Below are 18,922 nucleotides of genomic sequence, written 5' to 3' on the forward strand. Positions count from 1 at the left end.
GCCTTCGGGTGTTGAACCACATAGTGAACATAGAAAACATAGGCACATAGGTAATCTTATGTGTCTCCATGTCCTATGTGGTTCAAAGAATTTTAGTTGGCCTACGGCCTTCGGATGTTGAACCACATAGTGAACATAGAAAACATAGGCATATAGGAAATCTTATGTGACTCCATGTCCTATGTGGTTCAAAGAAGTTTAGTCGGCCTACGGCCTCCGGGTGTTGAACCACATAGTGAACATAGAAAAACATAGGCACATAGGAAATCTTATGTGTCTCCATGTCCTATGTGGTTCAAAGAATTTTAGTCGGCCTATTGCAAAAGGTTGTCTGCAGGTTGTTGTTTACGACAACGACATGAACGAAACCACGAGAGACATTGTAACTTCCAGAGAACGATAAATCATCGTTCGGGTTTTTCTAAAAGATGTATTAAATTATCATGGCACCTGCACCTTTTTTCCGGGTGTTACTTCTTTCTGTGTGTATATTTTTCCCGTATCCTTTCCGACATTTCCGGCTTCCTGTCTACTGCTGAGCAATATCATCGCTGTTGATATTAAAAGACGCAGAAGGGAAGTCAAGAGCGCATGCCCGACTAGCCGAGCAACGGCGGGGAATGAGAAATGATAAACAATTACCCCAACTGCATCAAGAAAATCCAGATACAAAGCAACTTCTGTCGGAAATGGTTTTCCAAAGAATTAAAATGATAAGTTTGGAATAGTAAATCGGGGAAATAACATTAATGGTTAAAAATGAAAAGAATAATATTTGCTTCGATCCTTACATTGAAGTTATTAGTGTTAAGTATCAGTCCCTGCTTTACCCAGGAAAACAACTCACTAATGATCGAATCAATTCCATACCCACTGGTTTGGAATAACATTCCGGAGAGCTATTCAATTAAAAACGGATCCTTAATTATTGTCGCAGGAGCGAAAACGGATATGTTTCGTGATCCCAATGTCACCTATAATACAGACAACGCGCCTAAGCTGCTGTTTCCACCGGACAATGATTTTATCCTGAAAGTCTCGATACAGCATTCTTTCGCAAACAAATGGGATGGCGGAGCGATTGTACTCGTCGAAGACAGTGTAAACTGGATTAAATTCTGCTTTGAAAAAGATTATACCGGCGCAAGGAGAGTGGTGAGTGTAGTCACCAGGGATATTTCGGATGATTGTAATTCTGCTGAAATCAAAAGCGATAAAGTATATTACAAACTGGCGAAAGCCGATAACGTAATTACTCTTTATTATTCCCTGGACAATAAAAAGTGGTTTTTAACCAGGCATTTCCAGTTCAACAATACAAAACCGTTGAAAGTCGGGTTCTTAGCTCAATCGCCGACAGGCAATAGCTGCCGTGTGACGTTTTCTGATATTGTGTATGAGTCCAGAAAAATAAAAGATCCTTACACAGGCGAGTAATCTTTTCAAATTGATTGGCGTTTGCTACAAACAGGGCGCTCCGATGGAGCGAAAAATTATTGTTGAATATTCTTGGTCAGCAGGCCCTGACAACTGGTGTTCTAAGCAGAATCGATAAAAACCATTGCACTTGCGAAGTAAACATCCCGTGTTCGATCCGCCCTGTCATCTGATCTGGTTGCTGCCTTTTACTCGGTAGGAGCATCCTGTTTGTAGAAAACAATGTTTGTAGCATCTGATTTGTCGCTCCGTAGGAGCGTCCTGTAAAATGAAACGAGCAAATAATTTTCAAAGGAGGCATGATGTACAAAAATGGATTTTTGAGACTTCTACTTATGCAGGTTTCAGGACGCTCCGATGGAGCGAAAATTAATGTTGGATCTTATCCAGGAGGCCCGCTTTAAACAAAAAAGCCTTTGGTTTGTTCCTTCCGGATATAGCCAAAAATTAAATCCCCACTCACCTATAATGTATGAAAATAGGGACCGAAGAATTAACTGCTCATGGATACGAAGAACTGGAAACGTTGAATCACAAAGAACTCGTTCCATTCATTCAGAAATATTTGAAAAAACGGACGGCCTATTCTGTTTTCTATTATGCTGCTAACTTCCTTCTCTTTGCCGTAGCAGGTTATATGTTACTTAAAGATGTCCACATACCGGATTATGATTTCGGTACCCGGTTTGCTCATCTCGCCTATGGTATAGCGTTAGCATTGGCCTTACTTCCGCTGCATGAATACATTCACGTATTGGCCTACAAAGCGCTGGGGGCAAAAAATACTTCCTATGATGTCAACCTGAAAAAATTCTATGTGATGGCGATTGCGGATAGGTTTGTAGCTGACCGCAGGGAATTTACCATTGTTGCCCTGGCACCGTTTGCATTCATTACGACTCTGCTGATTTTAATCTGTTTATTCGTAAACGCCCCATGGAAAATTACTGTTACAGGAGTTTTGCTGATGCATACAGCGATGTGCTCCGGAGATTTCGGTTTATTGAGTTTTTTTTCTTTTCACAAAGACAAGGATGTAGTTACCTACGACGAGAAGGAAAGGGGTTTGTCGTTTTTTTACGGGAAAGCGAGGTAAATTATGGAGCAGATTCGAATGTCAGCTAAATGCCAGCCACAACTAGTTCAATGTAAAGCCAGCTATTGACCAGTATCATAATTATTTCTGACACATATCATCTGCATCGCTCAATGAACAGGATATGTTTGTAAGTATCGCCATCCGCTGGTGGGTTCATGATTGCAGGTAAAGATAATCTGACAGCAAATCGGTTACAGAAGGTATCTGGAACATTACCTGGAGCCTCTTCGGTTGGCGCGATCTGCAACCTTGGTTGCGACTAACTGATACATGATTATGAAGTTCATTTTTGCAGCTGTTATATTCATTCATGGCCTCATTCACTTTATGGGTTTTGCCAAAGCGTTTAACTATGGAGAGATCAACCAGCTGATGATCCCTGTTTCCAGAACCATTGGTGCATTGTGGCTGCTTACGGGCTTTCTGTTTGTCATCACCGCCATGTTGTTTTTTATGAAAAAAGACAACTGGGGGATGGTGGCTGCAGTTGCTGTTGTGATCTCGGAGGTGGTAATTATAATGAGCTGGAAAGATGCCAGGTTTGGAACTATCCCCAACGTGCTGATTTTAGCAGCAGCTTTCTTTTCATTTACAGCAGTACGGTTTGAAAACACTTTCCGGGCAGATGTTCAACAGCAATTTCTTTCCAACAACAGTTTACCAGCCAGTTTACTTACCGAAGCGGATTTGCAGCCATTGCCAGCGCCGGTGCAAAGATATTTACATTATACCGGGGTGGTAAATAAACCAAAAGTAAAAAACGTAAGGATCGTGTTTGAAGGACAAATGCGGAGCAGGGGAAAGGATTGGTTTAAGTTCCGTTCTGTTCAATACAATTTCTTAGATGAACCCGCAAGGTTGTTTTTTATAAAAGGAAAAATGTTTGGTGTTACCGTACCCGGGTATCATCACTACTTACAACAAAAGGCAGTGATGGATATACGATTATTTGGTTTGTTTGGAATTGTAAAAATGGATGGAGAGGAAATGAATAAAACAGAAACAGTAACCTTTTTTAATGATATGTGCCTGATGGCTCCTGCAACTTTGATTGATAAACGCATCAGATGGGAAGCCATTGATGATACAAAATCAAAAGCCATTTTCACCAACGGAAATATCAGCATCACCGCAATCCTGTATTTCAATGAGAAGGGACAGTTGATCAATTTTACTTCCGATGACCGGTATGATGTAAACGAAAAACTATGGATACCATTTTCCACCCTGGTGCATGAGTATAAAAAATTTGAAAACCATAACCTGTTGTATAAAGGAGATGCGGTATGGCATTACCCTGAAGGGGAGTTTGTATATGGGAAATTTTTACTGAAAGATATTGAGTACAACGGAAACGAATTTAAGAATTGAAACCAGGAAAGCTGGTGATACCATTCTGTTATGATTAACCCTTTCAGCAGACAGGCGTAAGCAGATAATTAAATAATGAGAAGGATAAGGAAATTTATTAAATACTCTCTTATTTTTTATGCAATCATTGCATTGGTGTATTGGATATTCATCCGCCCTGTGCATATGAGCTGGGGTGCCACCGCTGCAGAACAACAGATGAAATTCCCGGCCGACGAATTTATTTCCCCCGACAGAATTGTTACCACGCGAGCCATTGCTATTCATTCCTCTGCAGAAAAAATATGGCCATGGATCGCACAAACCGGGCAGAACCGTGGCGGCTTTAACAGTTATTACTGGCTGGAAAATTTATTTGCCGCCAGCATGCACAATGCAGATTCCATCGTACCGCAGTGGCAGAACCCGGTTCCCGGTGATACTATTTATTATGGAGAAGGAGAGGGTTATGAAATGATATCGTTTGTAAAACGAAATGAATACTATGCGTTAGGCGGATGGACATTCTATCTTGATTCCCTGGATACTGATCATACAAGATTAATTGTCCGCTATCCGTCTATGGAAGTAAAACAAAGTGTTTTGATGAGGGCTTACTACTACGGTTTGTTTGAGCCACTGCACTTCATTATGGAATCGGGAATGATGATGGGGATTAAACAGAGGGCGGAAGCAAAATAAAAACGGGATGAAGAACACAGTTATTTCAAACAAAACAGCAGCATACAACGGCGCTTTGATTGCGGTGGCAGGTGTATTTGCCTATTCGTTTGCAGTGATGTTGTATACAATCATCCGTACTTCTGTAAGTATCTGCAGCATTATGCCATCCCCGGAACGCAGCAAAATCTTATGGGCCAGTGGTTTTTCGGTTGCTTACTCGGTGGGCGTGTTTTCTTTCCTTATGGCGATGGTTTCATCAATGGCTGGTGCGGTGGCAGGAGTAATATTGAGAAGAGTATTGTTGTGGCTCAATCCGGATGTACATCTCAGCAAATCAATATTAATAAGCAGCATTGTTTCGTTGGTTCTTTTGTTGTTGCTTTACCTTGTACTTTATATACTTTTGAAGGAAAGGATTACGCTTCAGTATGCCGGAACGTTTTTGTTTTGGTATGTATTCCCGGCGGTGATCTTTTTTATTGCTGTTTTGATAGGTGGAGCAGTATTCAGCAACAGCTTAATGAAAGAGAAGACGAATAAAACGCCCAAGGATTGAGCAATCACCCGGTAATGGTGTACCAGATCGCTATCGTCCGAAACGGGTAATGATAAATGCTCTTCGGCAATAATTCTCCCAAAACGAAGACCGAAAATTTGACTTTTTTTGCTGACATTTTTTTCCTGCCACTCCGACAAATTTTCATTTTTTCAGGCAACAAATTCCAATGGCACAGGGGTTGATTTCCGGATTTTAAAATCAATTTATTAACCATTAAAAAGAAGGTAATTATGACACTGGTAAAAAGAAATGGAACCCTGGTGAGTCCATTGCCAATGCTCTTTGATGATTTCTTTAATCGGGATTATTTCAATTGGGGAACCTCCAATTTCTCCGACACCAACACCACGATTCCGGCGGTTAATATCAAAGAAACTGCTGAGAATTATGAAGTGGAAGTGGCAGCACCCGGCATGACAAAAAAAGATTTCAAGGTGGAACTGGACGGAAATACGCTGACCATCAGTTCCGAAAAAACCCATCAGCAAGAGGACAAGGAAGGTGAGCGTTATGCCCGCAGGGAATTCAGTTACCAATCTTTCCAGAGAACATTCACCTTGCAAAAAGAGGTGGTAGATATTGATAAGATTGAAGCAAAGTATGAAAATGGATTATTGCTCCTGCTCATCCCTAAAAAAGAAGAAGCCAAACAAAAGCCGCCAAGGCTGATTCAGATTTCTTAATTAAATGCTTCTTCGCCTCAAAAGTTGCCTTGATGAAAGGCAACTTTTGTTTTTGAAAAAAATTGAAGTCATCTGAAAAATGCCAGGTAATTGCGCCTCGGTTACAAAAAATACAGCAGGTAGTGGTTTAATATACGAAATTAGTATAGCGTAATGCAGCAGAAGCTTTTTTGATCGATGCCAGCATTAATAATTTCAATCTCACAGATGTTATTATATTATGGAGACGCAATTTTATATCACGATAACATTAAAGACGCATAAAGGTCTTGAAACCTTTGCAAAATTTTTCATAGGAAACCATCGTGATCTTGCTTTGAATATTTTCAGGCAGCTTAAAGGCTCACCCAATGTCAGTGAAAAAAATGTTCTGTATTTTGAATTTATGGAGACGGAAAAAGGGCTGCCTGTAAATCTTGATTTTATTGCCTGTACCCTGGATCAATTGGCTGAAAATTGCCGCATCATTACAAAGGAATTATTCATTTCAGAAAATCTTGAAGGCAACTAGTCAGCAATGAGGTAATCATTTTTCGAAATGCGGTCCAGCGACTTTCTGCAGTATAAAAGAATGTCGGTCTTTGCTATTTCAAATTCCAATCAGTATCATTGCACACGGCTCACCGGGCCGCTGCAGGAAAATGTATCAACGAATTGCACATATTGCTTTAGTGGTTAAAGACTATGATGAAGCTATTGAGTTCTATACCCAAAAACTCGACTTCGAGGTACTGGAAGATACTAAACTAAGCGAGGATAAAAGGTGGGTAATGGTTGCACCCAAAGGGGCGAAAGAATGTTGCCTGGTACTTGCAAAAGCTGCTAACGAAAGACAGACCGGCAGTATTGGAAATCAAACCGGAGGGCGGGTTGGATTTTTTCTCTTTACGGATGATTTTTGGAGAGATTATCATAAAATGATGGGCAGGCAGATAAATTTTGTGAGCACGCCAGCCACTTTTGAATACGGAAATGTCGCTGTTTTCGAAGACTTATATGGCAATTTGTGGGACCTGATTGAGCCAAATGAAAATAATAAAGGACTGATGAAGTCTTCATGATTGAGTGAGGGCGTTGAGCGTTGAACGTTCAACGAGGTCAACCAAAATGCAACTGTTTTCACGCTTCGACATTTACATCCATACAGCCACTGCATCAAAATTATTTTGTACTTCAATATTGACCAGGATTTGCTCAACAGACAGCATCCCCGGTTAACTAAGATTCCAATATTCCATAAACGATGTATTGATCAGCGGCAATTTCAAATTATTTTACCTAAACGACGTTAATAATTCAGGATCAGAATATCAAACAGATGATTAAGAAATACGCCGTATTGATATGCCTGTTGGCTTCAGCGGTATTACTGATAATAGCAACATTCAACTATCCCGGCGGCTCAATAGTCGACAAAAACTCTTCAGGTTTTGCCTGGTCTGAAAATTTCCTGAGCAACCTGTTTTCCATGCAGGCGATCAACGGTTCAGAAAACCGTGGCTGGATCTGGGCTCTTATTGGAATGGCATTTCACTCGGTTGGTTATGGAATTTTTTTTATCCATATGTCGAAAAAAATTCCTTCAGTACGATGGGCCGGCATTTTAAAAATTATCGGCGCTGCAAACATCATATTTATTTTCTTAATTGCAACACCCTTGCATGACCTGGGAACAATTTCAATCGTCTTAACATTGACAGGCTTATTTGTAATTACCGTATTTATCCTGAAGACAAAACTCCTTTTACTTAAATTCTGTTGTATTGTCTGCTTATTGACTTATTACTGTTTCTTTTTCCTCTATGGTTTTGGTATGCTGGGTCCGGCAGTAATCCTGCAGAAAGTATATATTATTTGCTCGATGCTGCTGGTTTTAGGTCTTGAGTATTTTACCAGGTATGAAGACTTTAAACCAATGAAACCGGTGGTACAAAAGGAATTGGCAGCTGACCATTAACATTCGGCTTGCTGCAACGCGGGCTGACGAATTTAATCCCGTAATTAATCGCTCGCTGTTCTATCTGGCTTTTATAGAACAGAATGGTTTAAGATAAAAATAGGAATTCCTGATTTGGAAAATGTAATTTTAGTTGATAGGCATTTTGATAAGCGTATAGACAAGGCTGTTCAAATATTGAAAACAATTGCTGTAAAAGGCAATCATGAAGATAAAATAATAGCAGCAGAATATCTTTCTGATTTCGGTAGTTTAGCGAACTTGGCAGGGCTCAAAGCTTATTCGTCCGACTTATTGGTTGTGAGGTCATACCAATGATTATTTACAATTAAATGCAAAACGCACAACAGAAATTTTGTAAAATCAAATCTGATATCCAGGACTCATAAATTCAGGTGAATAATTTAAAAAGATATATCGAATCGTTAACAGATTTATCGGAACAAGGCTGGGAGGTTTTATCTTATTGTCTGACTGAAAGGCTATTTAAAAAAAACGAAATTTTATTGAAGGAAGGGGAAATCTGCAACTCAATATATTTTGTCAGTTCAGGAGTTTGCAGATCATTTTACAACCAGGATGGGAAAGAAATCAATACTGCTTTTTATTTTGAAAATGAGTTTACGACAAATATCAAGAGCCTGAGAGCATCAACAAGGTCAGAATACATTATTAAGGCGCACGAAAAAACCAGGGCGGTTGTCATTGACAAGTTTAAATTATTAGATGCTTACAAACAGTCCCATCAAATTGAAACATTTGGGAGAATGGTATTAGAACTGATTGTGGCGAAACAGGAAGAACATTCCGGCAGTTTCAAACTGCTAACCCCTATGGAAAGATTTAATGCATTAGTTTCCCAGCACCCTGACTTTCTGCAAAGAGTTTCACTGACTCAAACAGCATCCTATCTGGGAATCAGTCGTGAGACATTAAGTCGTTTTCGGGCTAAAAAAAAGTGAATTTTGTGATTTTTGACGCAGGTTTGTGATGTTCCGGATTTCCAACTTTGTGTACAATTTAAAAAACAACACAAATGAAAAATTCAGTTTTAGTACAAACCTTCATCGAACAGATCTGGAATAAAAAGTCGTTTCAATTACTCGATAACTTATTACATCCGGCGTTTAAAGATCATTCCTTGTCACCCATTCTATCTCCGGACAAAGAAGGACTGATAAAATGGATTACTGCAACAGGTATTTCCTTTGAGCACACAACGACGATCGAAGACCATGTGTCTGAACGTGACCAGGTAATGTTGAGGATAAAAATGAAATTAAGGCACATCGGCAATTGGCGTGGCATTGAACCCACAGGAATCGAATTAAGCACCTCAGGGTACAGGCATTTTAAAATCAAGGATGAAAGAATTATTGAACACTGGGCCTTAATTGATGGGGAAAACATAGCGAATATGCTGAAAAAAGCATCTCACGGTTGTGCAGTTACCGCATAAAAATCACCGGAGTAAATTTGATAAGGTTTCAAAGCCAGGAAATATTATGAGAAGGACCCTCAGTATTATTAGATCGCTGTCAGCAGGTCTTGTCGGCTTCATTTTATTTGTCTTTTTGTTGTGGCCATTTCGAGTTTCGGTTTTTAATCAGCAGCGGCTATAGCCTGCGCATGATTTCCGCCATTCTGCAGCGAGTCCTGCTCCCTGATCGTATTACTTAAAGTATGTTGTAGGAATTGAGGAGGCTGTATCGAAGGTTGAATGCTTCAGTGCCTGTTGATGGAAATGAGGTTACTCATTGACGAATGATCTTTCCATCTTCCATTTCTATCATTCTGCTGGTTCGGGCTGCAAATTCGGGGTCGTGGGTGACTATGAACAAGGTTTGATGAAACTTAACCGATAAATCTTTAAAGATGTCAAAGACAAGCTTACTGTTTTTTTTATCGAGGTTGCCTGTGGGCTCGTCTCCCATAATGATCAAAGGATTATTGATCAAAGCTCTTGCGATGGCTACTCGCTGTTTTTCTCCTCCTGAAAGGAGGTTCGGTTTTTTGTTACTCAGGTTTTCTATACCGAGCACATTCAGCCATTTCAATGCATCAGTTTCAATTTCTTTATTCGTATGTCGGTTTAATTTCAGCCCGGGCAGCATAACATTCTTTAAAACACTGAATTCGTTCAGCAGGTAATGAAACTGAAATACAAAACCTACCTTTTCATTTCGCACTTCAGCAAGCCTTGAACCCGGTTTGCCGGTCATCACTTCTCCTTCCACCAGCAGGGTTCCTTCATAATCTGTATCCATGGTGGACAGGACATATAACAATGTGGATTTACCGCAGCCCGATTTGCCCATCAATGCAACAAACTCGCCTCTGTTAACGGTAAAACTGATATCATTCAATACCGGAACATTTAGTTGTTCATGGAATGTTTTACTGATATGCCTGGCTTCAAGAACGATGTCGCTCATATTATTTGCCTCTTATAATGATCACAGGATCCACTTTGCTGGCTTTTACGGCAGGGAATAATCCCGACATATAGGTAGTGACCAGCGAAAACAAAATGCCGATAAGATAATACATGGGATTATAATTGACAGGGTAGGTGGTAATGGACGGAAGTGATGGGAAATTAAATGGTATGGTATCGATGATAAGCGACAACAGGTAACCAAAGATCAACCCGATTGTGCCGCCAAAAATGCCGATGCTCAAAGCAATCATTAAAAATATTCTCTTTACATCCGTGCCCGAAAATCCCGTGGCTTTCAGAATAGCAATAGAATCCATTTTTTCATAAATCAGCATATTTAAAATGTTATAAATGCCAAACCCGGCTACAATGAGTAAAGTGATTCCCACGACAAAAGATATCAATGTTCTTATGGAACTGCCGGTTTCAAACTCACTGTTTGCAGTTTGTATGTCAATGGCCTGTAAACCAAACAAACGTTTATACTCCTTTGCCACAGCAGGTGCATCATTGATATCATGTAGTTTCACTTGTATGTCAGTAACATAATTGGCTGGCCTGCCCGATATTTTTTGTGCGGTTGCGATAGAAGTGTATGCCTGAACTTTATCAAGATCTCTTATACCGGATTGATAAAAACCAATCAGTTTCAGTGGAAATATCTCAGCTGCCGTAGTAGTGACATAAACAATGTCGCCGATATCCACCAGTAGCTGTTCGGCCAGTGGCCTGCCAAGAATAATACTATTCGGAATGATGTTTAAGTCGCTGCCTGACCCGCCACTAACGTATTCGTAGAAGTTGAACAATTTATTTTCTACCTGTGGATTGATACCATCAATAACACCGGCAATACGCACATTGCCCTGGTTGAAAAATGCGGGTGAATGAAGTTTTGGTGAAGTGCCCCGCACCCTTTTGTCTTCAACAATAGTTTTGATAATGGCTTCGCTGTTATAAATTTCTTCGCGGATATTGGCGGCTTTTACTGACGAAATAAAGTGATAAGCTTTGTCATACCCCCGGGCATTGGCGATGGGTTGAAAAGGATTCTGTTCTATTTCATTGTATAGGCGGATGTGAGGAGTCCGGTTTAGAATCAGTCCGTCGAGCAATGTGTTTAAACCCGTCATAAATCCCAGCAGCGCAATGAACATAGTAATGCTGAATGTAACGCCAATCGCTGCTATTAACGTTTGCCTCCACCTCGCCAGCAGGAGGGATATCGCAATCTCTGTATTCAACTTATACTTCATCAGAGTGGCTTTTGTATTTCGTCATCCTTGCTTAAGCCATTGACTATTTCCACGCGCTGGTAATCTTTCAACCCCGTGACTACTTTTCTTTTCTCTCCGTTTTTGAGTAGTACGTAATCACCATCCATCAGGTAAGCACGGGGAATTGTCATTGCATTTTCTTTTGTGGTAATAAGGATGTTGGCTTCAACGGTTAAATTGGGAAAGAGCGTTGCCGGCCTGGAAGTAAAGATTGCTTCCACCTCAAATGACCTGGAGCGGTCATTCATTATTGGCTGAATACCGGATACTGCCGCTTCAAATACCTGCCCCCGGTAGCTATCCATGCTCAGGAACACCTTCTGCCCAGGCTTAATATTACCGATGTCGTATTCATCCACCTGCAATTTGATCACGAATTCGTTGACGTCGCCAATGATGGCCAGTGGTGTTTGCGGGTTTACCATTTCACCTGGTTCTTTTAATATCTTATACACTTTGCCGTTCTGCCGGGACTTGATGGTATAATCATTACTTAATGCATTTGAAATCTGCAGATTTTTTACCGACTGCTGTGCCGCAAAATCAATTTCTTTTTTCAGGTTATTGTATTGCAGCAGCGCAGCCTCGTAAGCTTCTGAAGAATTCTTCCATGCAAGCTCTCTTTGTTCGAGTTCGTTACGTGAGCCTATTCCTTCTTTCCATAAATTTTGCTGGCGAGAGAGTAAAGCAGAATCGTTTTGCTTTTTTGCAAGCGCAACGGCGATATTTATTTTCAATTGGCTTAACCTGTCGGCATTGGCGGAGGTCGAAGAATAGCTGGCAGCGATTCTTGCATTTTCGGAGCTCAGTTTCGAAACTTCATCTGCCAGGGTCATAATGATGTCTCCGGCATGTACGGTGTCGCCTTCCGTCACTGATGTTTTTTCAATAAGGCCGTTAACCTTGGAAAACACTTCATATTGATTTCTACTCTTAACAATGCCGGAAGCATAAGCTGATTCTGTAATGTTTTGAACAACCGGCCGGATCAGTTCTTTACTTTTCCGGTTGCAGGCGCAAAGAACCAGCATGGCTGCTGAAAAAAACCATTTCATTAATTCAAATTAAATGTTCAGTATCTGATCGGATATGATATTGGTCAGCAGGAACGATGAGCAAGATCAATAACTCCGGAATATTGTATAAGTAGGTTAAAGAGCGTCAGGCCTTTCCTCGCATATTCTTCCGGGTTTCCCATGCCAATACTTTCGCCTTCCTCTCCCCTGAATATAACCCCGAATGCAATCTCACCGGAGGGCGGGTAGTATTTTCTCTTTATAAGGGATCCGATTCGATATTGAATTAAGAGGAATGGTGGTGTCAGCGTCTGGGCGGATTTAAAAGTCATACCGTTAAACGCGCGCCCCTTGCACATGGTTGACTTCCGTTTCCTTTTACACTTCTTCCACTTCATTTTTTTTTCTGCAAAACGCAGCAGCTCAACTAACAACTAACAACTAACAACTAAGAACTAAGAACTAAGAACTAAGAACTAACAACTAAGAACTAACACCCCCACCAGTTCTCACCTTATCACCCATCGCAATTTAATATTTACATGGTAATAACAATGTTTCCTTTTTTGTGCCCCTTTTCAGCATACCCATGTGCTTCTGCAATCTGCTCTACCGGGTAGGTTCTGTCAATTACTGCTTTGAATTTACCGGCTTCAATAAGATTCTTTAGAAAAACAATGTCGGCTGCTGCATGACTGATTACACCTGTGATCACTTTCCACCTGCCGGTGATGGAAATCCATAAACCCTGCATCATTTCCAGCATTCCTGCGGCGCTTAAAATCATTTTGCCATTTTTTGCAAGTGATTTTAATGAACGTGAAACAGATATGGTATTCACTGTGTCAAATATTACATCATACTTTTCTCCGGTTTCATTAAAATATTCTTTTGTATAATCAATCACTTTATCAGCGCCAATGGATTTTACTAAATCAATATTTGAAGTGCTGCACACCGCCGTTACAATTGCTCCATACGATTTTGCCAGTTGAACCGCCGCACTACCCACAGCACCGGAAGCACCTACGATGAGAACTTTTTGATTGGGCGTTATCATTGCCTTTTTTATAAAATGCAATGCTGTAACTCCGCCAAAAGGAATAGCTGCTGCTTCATTGTGCGAAATATTAGCAGGTTTAAAAGTCACTGATCCGTCTTCAGGCAGACAAATATATTCCGCATATGCTCCAAAACGCATATCGGTATGACCAAACACTGAATCACCTGCTTTGAATTGCCTGACACCTTTACCTGCACTTTCCACTTCACCTGAAAAAACACTTCCAAGAATGTTAACCTTCGGCTTTAGCAAACCAAAAATAAACCTCACGGCAAATGGGTCGGCTTTTCGCAAACGTACATCACCTGAATTAACGGCACTGGCTTTAATCCGTAAAAGAATTTCATTGTCCTTTGGCACCGGCTTGGTTACTTGCTTAATCCGGAGAACTTCCGGTGAGCCATACCTGGTATAAACTGCTGCTTTCATTTTTTTTGTATTTGAAAATTGAAAATTTATAATTGAAGAATTAAAATTGATTTAACTACACCTGGGTGCAATCAACCTTGTTTACTCGGTATTCTTTACAATTGCCCCGGCGTTTAAATGCAACAGTCCGCGGAATAATATAAGCTACTGTTTTCATCACCATTTTTATAAAGTTGATAATGTGAAGATAGGCTGGGGAATCAGTAGCAAACAGTCAGCAACATGTCAGATAAAGACAAAAGAGAAGCTGCATCAAAAGTAAAATAAGACCACCTTTTTATTTTCAGTTTTTGCAGGTAGACATATACACCATTGACGTGTAAAAAATGGAGGGTCAAAAGCCATTTGAAACAATCTTTAAGGTCAGATACCGCACAGCTGACGATGGTAAAAATTTGGCATAACCGGCAGGCCTTACTTCCGAAATTCTGGTCCACGCTGAAGCAGATGACCTGCAGCGCCAGATGAGCTACATCGGACCCAGATCCGCATAATTGAAATATAGGCTCTACACCCTACCTTTACCTGCCTGCTGCCAGGTTCAACCGCTAACTACCCGGATAGGACAGACGCCAGTAATAACAAACGATGCAAGTCATTCAAATCTTTGTTAATTCAATTTAATAATCATGAGTACTTTACAATTAAAAGACGGAACAGAAATTTATTACAAAGATCAGGGAGAAGGACCAGTATTAATGTTTCATCACGGTTGGCCATTGTCTTCGGATGATTGGGATGCCCAGGTGATTTTCTTTTTGCAGAAAGGCTTTCGGGTAGTCGCCCACGATAGGAGAGGGCATGGGCGGTCAAGTCAGAATATTTACAACCATACCATTGATCAGTATGCCTCCGATGCAGCAGAACTGGTTTCCTTTTTAAACCTGAAAGACGTTGTTCACATCGGCCATTCTACAGGTGGTGGCGAGGTGATTCGCTATGTCAGCAAATATGCCAATGGCAGGGCAAAGAAAGCAGTTTTAATAAGTGCCATACCACCAGTGATGGTACAAAGTGCAGGCAACCCGGATGGTGTGCCAATAGCTGTTTTTGATGGTATCAGGGAGCAGACGTTAAATAACAGAAGTCAGTTTTATTATGATCTGACATTTCCTTTTTATGGCTACAACAGGGAAGGAGCAACGGTGAAGGATGGTGTACAGCGAAACTGGTGGCGCCAGGGAATGATGGGAGGAATTGTTGCACACTATGATGGCATCAAAGCTTTTTCCGAAACGGACCTGAGCGAAGATTTGAAAGCCGCAGACATCCCGGTTTTATTACTTCATGGCGACGATGACCAGATCGTGCCCATTGCAAATTCTGCAATTAAGGCAGCGAAGCTTCTGAAAAAAGGGAAACTAATTACTTATCCCGGGTTCCCGCATGGAATGCCCACGACAGAGCATGCTACTATTAACAAGGATATATTGGAATTTATAAATTCATAATCCTGGCATAAGAATCGTATTGGCGATGGCGGGGCGAAAATTGTATTCTCTCCAGTCGTTAATCCATAGCATTTCGAAATGTGCATACATTTTGAATGTCCCGCCATCTCCAATTACCTTAAACGGTGAAAAAATTTGCCGAATCTATTCAGGTACATTTTAAATACAGTCATGAGCCAATGCGATCGTGCTGGAGTGGAATAATCGAAGGTATCACAAGCGATACGATCCCGATTTATGACATGAACTATGAATTACACCGAAGTTATACAGTCAATTACCAGGATTGCTGACAAGAATGTTCTTTTCTCCAGGTAGTCGAACAATGTATATAACCAATTCAGGAAATGACATTTTGAATGGAACTTTAAATAGTAACGTGTCGCGAATAACATTGGGCTGAGCCCAAAAAAGGGCCGGCTAATAAATCCTGATCGACATAATTCTGGTCATCAATAGAATCGCGGCTTTTCAACTTCAGAATAAAATCCGGTAAAATGTTAACCGGCCGGCCGGACACCATTAATACGGAAACCCGACCGCACTCAGCCGTTCATGTAAGCGTTAATCTTATTAGAACCTGGGTATGGATATTTCCCTTAATATTTTATCGGATCAGGAAATTGAATTGTACAATGCTGCAGTTGCATTAAAGAGAACAATCGATGAGCAGTTGGAAGCAATTGACCAGCTCGGGATTTCAACGAAGTATCAACGTATACTTCAACAATATTTTGACCCGCGAGTTCGACTGACGATTTTCTGGTTAAAATTGATAAGTAGACATTGTTCTTATCAACAAAGGCTAGCTAAACGCAGATCATTCTTTTAAGCTTGAAAATCCGGAATAGAAATAATGAAGCACGAAAGGATTTCAATCCTTCCAAAACAGCTTTTATTCATCAGGTAATGTAAAGAATGAATAATTCAATCAGACCTGAGTCCCCGGTTGCACATTTCATAACAGGATTCTGTTACTAATGCTTCTTTCTTTGCCCTGGCGCATACTGCTTTGCAGATTTAGCACCCGTTGCCTTTTTTGCCTGACCGGGAGGAACATTTTTACTTGTATGATAGTTTTTCGTGCAGGAAAATAAAACACCAATAATTATTAATGGTAATACAAAGGTTTTTAATAAGCTTTTAAAAACCACCAGCTGCTTTAAAAAAGTTTTCATAGTTCATTTCAAACGTTGTTCGCGCTAATTTATTTGACACAGCAGCATGAGTGTATCGGAATCCTCGGATTTTTTTTTGCACATTTTCTTTTTCCAATGATCCTATTTATCCTATTTGAAAATGGGTGGAGTGCAATAATCTTTAGTAAAAAAAATCTTTGTCCAATTTCCTTTTGCGTATCAGAAACTAATACATACAAGGAGTTGCTATTTGTTACAGTATTCAAAAGAAATCATATTAGTGCCAGGGCGGGCCCTACTACTCAAAGGCGATTGAAAATACCATTAAACCGGCTTATAAAAAATTGCATGACTTTATTGTTGCTGAGGATGTTCCAAAAGCAAGGACAACGTCGGGTTTGTCAGGTAAGAAGATTTCACGAATTTGCTGTCGAATGAGTTTAGCAGAAAGACTAAAATCTTCAATTTCGTCCCCGCCCGCCGCTTGAATTTTTCTGTTATCACTGCGGTAGGCTGTTCCACCCGTCGCCGGCGATAATTTTCTACCTGCCCCGCAACAAGCGATTAACAAAAAATCCTCACTTTTGAAAGATGAAAATATTAATCAATAAAAGGTGGTCCCTGGTTATTTTACTTTTTGTTTTCCTTATAGCAATGAATGCAACAGTGATGTCTCAATCAAAAACGCAAATGGTCAGACTTGCAAAAATCAAAGTTGATCCTGCACAACTTGATAAATACAACGCTGCACTGAAGGAACAAATGACTACGGCAATTAAAGTTGAGCCGGGTGTACTGACTTACTATGCCGTGTCGGATAAAAAAGACCCTTCCAGCATTACTATATTGGAAATTTATGCCGATACCAGCGCATATAACCTGCATATCACGACACCTCATTTCAAAAAATACAAGGATGTTGTGAAAGATATGGTGAAGTCATTGGAACTGGTCGATGTTAATATAGTTGGCGTCGCAAAAAAGCGTGATCATTAACCTGTGCATGTAAGATGGATTGTATGAGAAAAGTCGATGTAAAAGGATGGCGACCGATATTTTGATCTTAATGGCAGGTTCATGGACTTCTAATTCAAGTTTATTCGCCGATTTTATATGAGCGCAATTCATTCTTACAGAAATTCTCTTGCCATTCCTTCATTGATAGTCATTGCACTGACATTTGTATATTCCTGGCTGGATAGCAGAAATTATATCAGCGAATGGTTGACGCCGGAAGCCATCATTCATTTATCGCTGATTGCTTCATTGATCTATTGTTTAGCAATGAGTTTTATTTGCCTGCCCATTCTGCTTACGGGATTCAAGACGATTGGTCGAAATAAAATACTTACTACGATCTGCTGGTTTCTGCTTCCTGTATCATTAATGATTGCTTTTATTATACGGGCGATCTCTTATAACATGAAGTATCATGATTCCAATTTCGGAGTTGTATACCTGACTATATTGAACCTCCCCTTTATTACGGGATTGATTATATCTTATGCAAAATTCCGACGGAAGCAGAGAATAGAGACAGAGGGATAATGGCTTTTTAGCAGGGGAAAGGCATGCCTTGTCTCTATTAAAAACAGGATACAGGATACGCAATCCTTGAAGAATATGCAGGAGGAGAAAGCCCAAACTGAAGCGGAGAATCTGCATGCCCGCTGCCAACCTGGGAACAATCAACAAAAGCGCTATACAGAACATAACTCATAATTTCGCGCTATATCTTTTTAAACTAACAACTAACAACTAACAACTAACAACGAGCAACGAACAACGAACAACGAACATGAATGAGATTGAAATAGAAAAAGTAAGATTGAGCGATATTGGTGAACTGCAAAATATCAGCATTAAAACATTTTCCGACACCTTTTCAGCCGCCAACACCCGTGAGAATATGAAAAAATATATCGATGAAAATTTTTCATTTAAAAAATTGACGGAAGAACTGAATGATGAAAATGCGGAGTTCTATTTCGCCAGGCTTGATGGAGTGCCGGTTGGCTATCTTAAACTGAATTACGGCAAATCGCAGACGGAAATGAAGATGGAAAACGCACTTGAAATAGAAAGAATATACGTTGTTTCTGAGTATCACGGGAAAGGAATAGCGCAGTTCCTGTACAATAAGGCAATGGAACGGGGGCGCGATAAGAATGCTGACTATATCTGGTTGGGTGTGTGGGAAGAGAATCACCGGGCCATCCGGTTTTATAAAAAAAATGATTTCGTTGAATTCGACAAGCATATTTTCAGGTTGGGGAATGATGAGCAAACTGACCTTATGATGAAGCTTCAACTGAAAGAAAATACAAAGGGCTGAATA

22 protein-coding genes are annotated in these 18,922 nt (G+C 40.3%); 16 read left to right on the plus strand and 6 right to left on the minus strand.

Features of this window, described 5'->3' with window-relative positions:
- Positions 1 to 759: 759 nt before the first annotated feature.
- The 12 genes from P2W82_RS22315 (at position 760) to P2W82_RS22370 (ending at position 9,228) form a co-directional block, all read left to right on the plus strand.
- Positions 760 to 1,437: a DUF1349 domain-containing protein gene (locus tag P2W82_RS22315; RefSeq protein WP_336518170.1), complete on the plus strand. Its 678-nt coding sequence runs from the start codon at positions 760 to 762 to the stop codon at positions 1,435 to 1,437.
- A gap of 472 nt (positions 1,438 to 1,909) precedes the next feature.
- Positions 1,910 to 2,533, plus strand: a complete 624-nt coding sequence (locus P2W82_RS22320) for a DUF3267 domain-containing protein (protein ID WP_336518171.1) — start codon at positions 1,910 to 1,912, stop codon at positions 2,531 to 2,533.
- A 279-nt stretch (positions 2,534 to 2,812) separates the two neighbouring features.
- Entirely contained in the window at positions 2,813 to 3,907 is a 1,095-nt protein-coding gene (locus P2W82_RS22325; RefSeq protein WP_336518172.1) for a DUF6544 family protein, read from the plus strand.
- 75 nt (positions 3,908 to 3,982) lie between these two features.
- On the plus strand, positions 3,983 to 4,588 hold the full coding sequence (locus P2W82_RS22330) for a hypothetical protein (protein WP_336518173.1): 606 nt from the start codon (positions 3,983 to 3,985) through the stop codon (positions 4,586 to 4,588).
- Positions 4,589 to 4,595: 7 nt separating this feature from the next.
- Positions 4,596 to 5,126 (plus strand): hypothetical protein, encoded by a 531-nt coding sequence (locus P2W82_RS22335; protein WP_336518174.1) that lies wholly within the window; start codon positions 4,596 to 4,598, stop codon positions 5,124 to 5,126.
- A 233-nt stretch (positions 5,127 to 5,359) separates the two neighbouring features.
- Positions 5,360 to 5,812, plus strand: a complete 453-nt coding sequence (locus P2W82_RS22340) for an Hsp20/alpha crystallin family protein (protein WP_336518175.1) — start codon at positions 5,360 to 5,362, stop codon at positions 5,810 to 5,812.
- A gap of 220 nt (positions 5,813 to 6,032) precedes the next feature.
- The gene (locus P2W82_RS22345) at positions 6,033 to 6,323 is read left to right on the plus strand and encodes a hypothetical protein (RefSeq protein WP_336518176.1); all 291 of its coding nucleotides are present in this window, start codon (positions 6,033 to 6,035) and stop codon (positions 6,321 to 6,323) included.
- A gap of 70 nt (positions 6,324 to 6,393) precedes the next feature.
- Positions 6,394 to 6,873, plus strand: a complete 480-nt coding sequence (locus tag P2W82_RS22350; RefSeq protein ID WP_336518177.1) for a VOC family protein — start codon at positions 6,394 to 6,396, stop codon at positions 6,871 to 6,873.
- A gap of 257 nt (positions 6,874 to 7,130) precedes the next feature.
- Positions 7,131 to 7,769 carry a hypothetical protein gene (locus P2W82_RS22355; RefSeq protein WP_336518178.1) on the plus strand — a complete coding sequence of 213 codons (639 nt, stop codon included), beginning with the start codon at positions 7,131 to 7,133 and terminating at the stop codon, positions 7,767 to 7,769.
- Between the two features lie 114 nt (positions 7,770 to 7,883).
- The gene (locus tag P2W82_RS22360; RefSeq protein ID WP_336518179.1) at positions 7,884 to 8,087 is read left to right on the plus strand and encodes a hypothetical protein; all 204 of its coding nucleotides are present in this window, start codon (positions 7,884 to 7,886) and stop codon (positions 8,085 to 8,087) included.
- 77 nt (positions 8,088 to 8,164) lie between these two features.
- Positions 8,165 to 8,731: a Crp/Fnr family transcriptional regulator gene (locus P2W82_RS22365; RefSeq protein ID WP_336518180.1), complete on the plus strand. Its 567-nt coding sequence runs from the start codon at positions 8,165 to 8,167 to the stop codon at positions 8,729 to 8,731.
- 74 nt (positions 8,732 to 8,805) lie between these two features.
- A complete protein-coding gene (locus tag P2W82_RS22370) occupies positions 8,806 to 9,228 on the plus strand; it encodes an ester cyclase (protein WP_336518181.1) in 423 nt (140 codons plus the stop codon).
- A 295-nt stretch (positions 9,229 to 9,523) separates the two neighbouring features.
- Here the strand turns inward: P2W82_RS22370 and P2W82_RS22375 are convergent, their stop codons facing one another.
- The 5 genes from P2W82_RS22375 to P2W82_RS22395 all read right to left on the minus strand — a co-directional run bounded on the left by P2W82_RS22375 (position 9,524) and on the right by P2W82_RS22395 (position 13,994).
- Complete coding sequence (locus tag P2W82_RS22375; protein ID WP_336518182.1) at positions 9,524 to 10,204, minus strand: ABC transporter ATP-binding protein; 681 nt, start codon at positions 10,202 to 10,204, stop codon at positions 9,524 to 9,526.
- Position 10,205: 1 nt separating this feature from the next.
- Positions 10,206 to 11,465 carry an ABC transporter permease gene (locus tag P2W82_RS22380; protein ID WP_336518183.1) on the minus strand — a complete coding sequence of 420 codons (1,260 nt, stop codon included), beginning with the start codon at positions 11,463 to 11,465 and terminating at the stop codon, positions 10,206 to 10,208.
- Positions 11,465 to 12,541, minus strand: a complete 1,077-nt coding sequence (locus P2W82_RS22385) for an efflux RND transporter periplasmic adaptor subunit (protein ID WP_336518184.1) — start codon at positions 12,539 to 12,541, stop codon at positions 11,465 to 11,467. The genes P2W82_RS22380 and P2W82_RS22385 overlap by 1 nt, the downstream gene beginning before the upstream one ends.
- A gap of 44 nt (positions 12,542 to 12,585) precedes the next feature.
- Positions 12,586 to 12,900, minus strand: a complete 315-nt coding sequence (locus tag P2W82_RS22390) for a hypothetical protein (protein WP_336518185.1) — start codon at positions 12,898 to 12,900, stop codon at positions 12,586 to 12,588.
- A gap of 140 nt (positions 12,901 to 13,040) precedes the next feature.
- Positions 13,041 to 13,994 (minus strand): NAD(P)-dependent alcohol dehydrogenase, encoded by a 954-nt coding sequence (locus P2W82_RS22395; protein WP_336518186.1) that lies wholly within the window; start codon positions 13,992 to 13,994, stop codon positions 13,041 to 13,043.
- A 629-nt stretch (positions 13,995 to 14,623) separates the two neighbouring features.
- On the opposite strand from P2W82_RS22395, the gene P2W82_RS22400 reads away from it, so the two are divergent.
- Entirely contained in the window at positions 14,624 to 15,445 is an 822-nt protein-coding gene (locus tag P2W82_RS22400) for an alpha/beta fold hydrolase (protein ID WP_336518187.1), read from the plus strand.
- Between the two features lie 977 nt (positions 15,446 to 16,422).
- On the opposite strand, the gene P2W82_RS22405 is transcribed toward P2W82_RS22400, so the two are convergent.
- Positions 16,423 to 16,623 carry a quinol oxidase subunit 4 gene (locus tag P2W82_RS22405; protein ID WP_336518188.1) on the minus strand — a complete coding sequence of 67 codons (201 nt, stop codon included), beginning with the start codon at positions 16,621 to 16,623 and terminating at the stop codon, positions 16,423 to 16,425.
- 552 nt (positions 16,624 to 17,175) lie between these two features.
- On the opposite strand from P2W82_RS22405, the gene P2W82_RS22410 reads away from it, so the two are divergent.
- The 3 genes from P2W82_RS22410 to P2W82_RS22420 all read left to right on the plus strand — a co-directional run bounded on the left by P2W82_RS22410 (position 17,176) and on the right by P2W82_RS22420 (position 18,919).
- Positions 17,176 to 17,580: a putative quinol monooxygenase gene (locus P2W82_RS22410; protein WP_336518189.1), complete on the plus strand. Its 405-nt coding sequence runs from the start codon at positions 17,176 to 17,178 to the stop codon at positions 17,578 to 17,580.
- 117 nt (positions 17,581 to 17,697) lie between these two features.
- Positions 17,698 to 18,132 carry a hypothetical protein gene (locus tag P2W82_RS22415; protein WP_336518190.1) on the plus strand — a complete coding sequence of 145 codons (435 nt, stop codon included), beginning with the start codon at positions 17,698 to 17,700 and terminating at the stop codon, positions 18,130 to 18,132.
- A gap of 250 nt (positions 18,133 to 18,382) precedes the next feature.
- Positions 18,383 to 18,919 (plus strand): GNAT family N-acetyltransferase, encoded by a 537-nt coding sequence (locus P2W82_RS22420; protein ID WP_336518191.1) that lies wholly within the window; start codon positions 18,383 to 18,385, stop codon positions 18,917 to 18,919.
- The last annotated feature ends 3 nt before the right edge of the window (positions 18,920 to 18,922 follow it).

It is taken from the genome of Pollutibacter soli, assembly GCA_029269725.1.
GTDB classification, from domain to species: Bacteria; Bacteroidota; Bacteroidia; order Chitinophagales; family Chitinophagaceae; genus Pollutibacter; species Pollutibacter soli.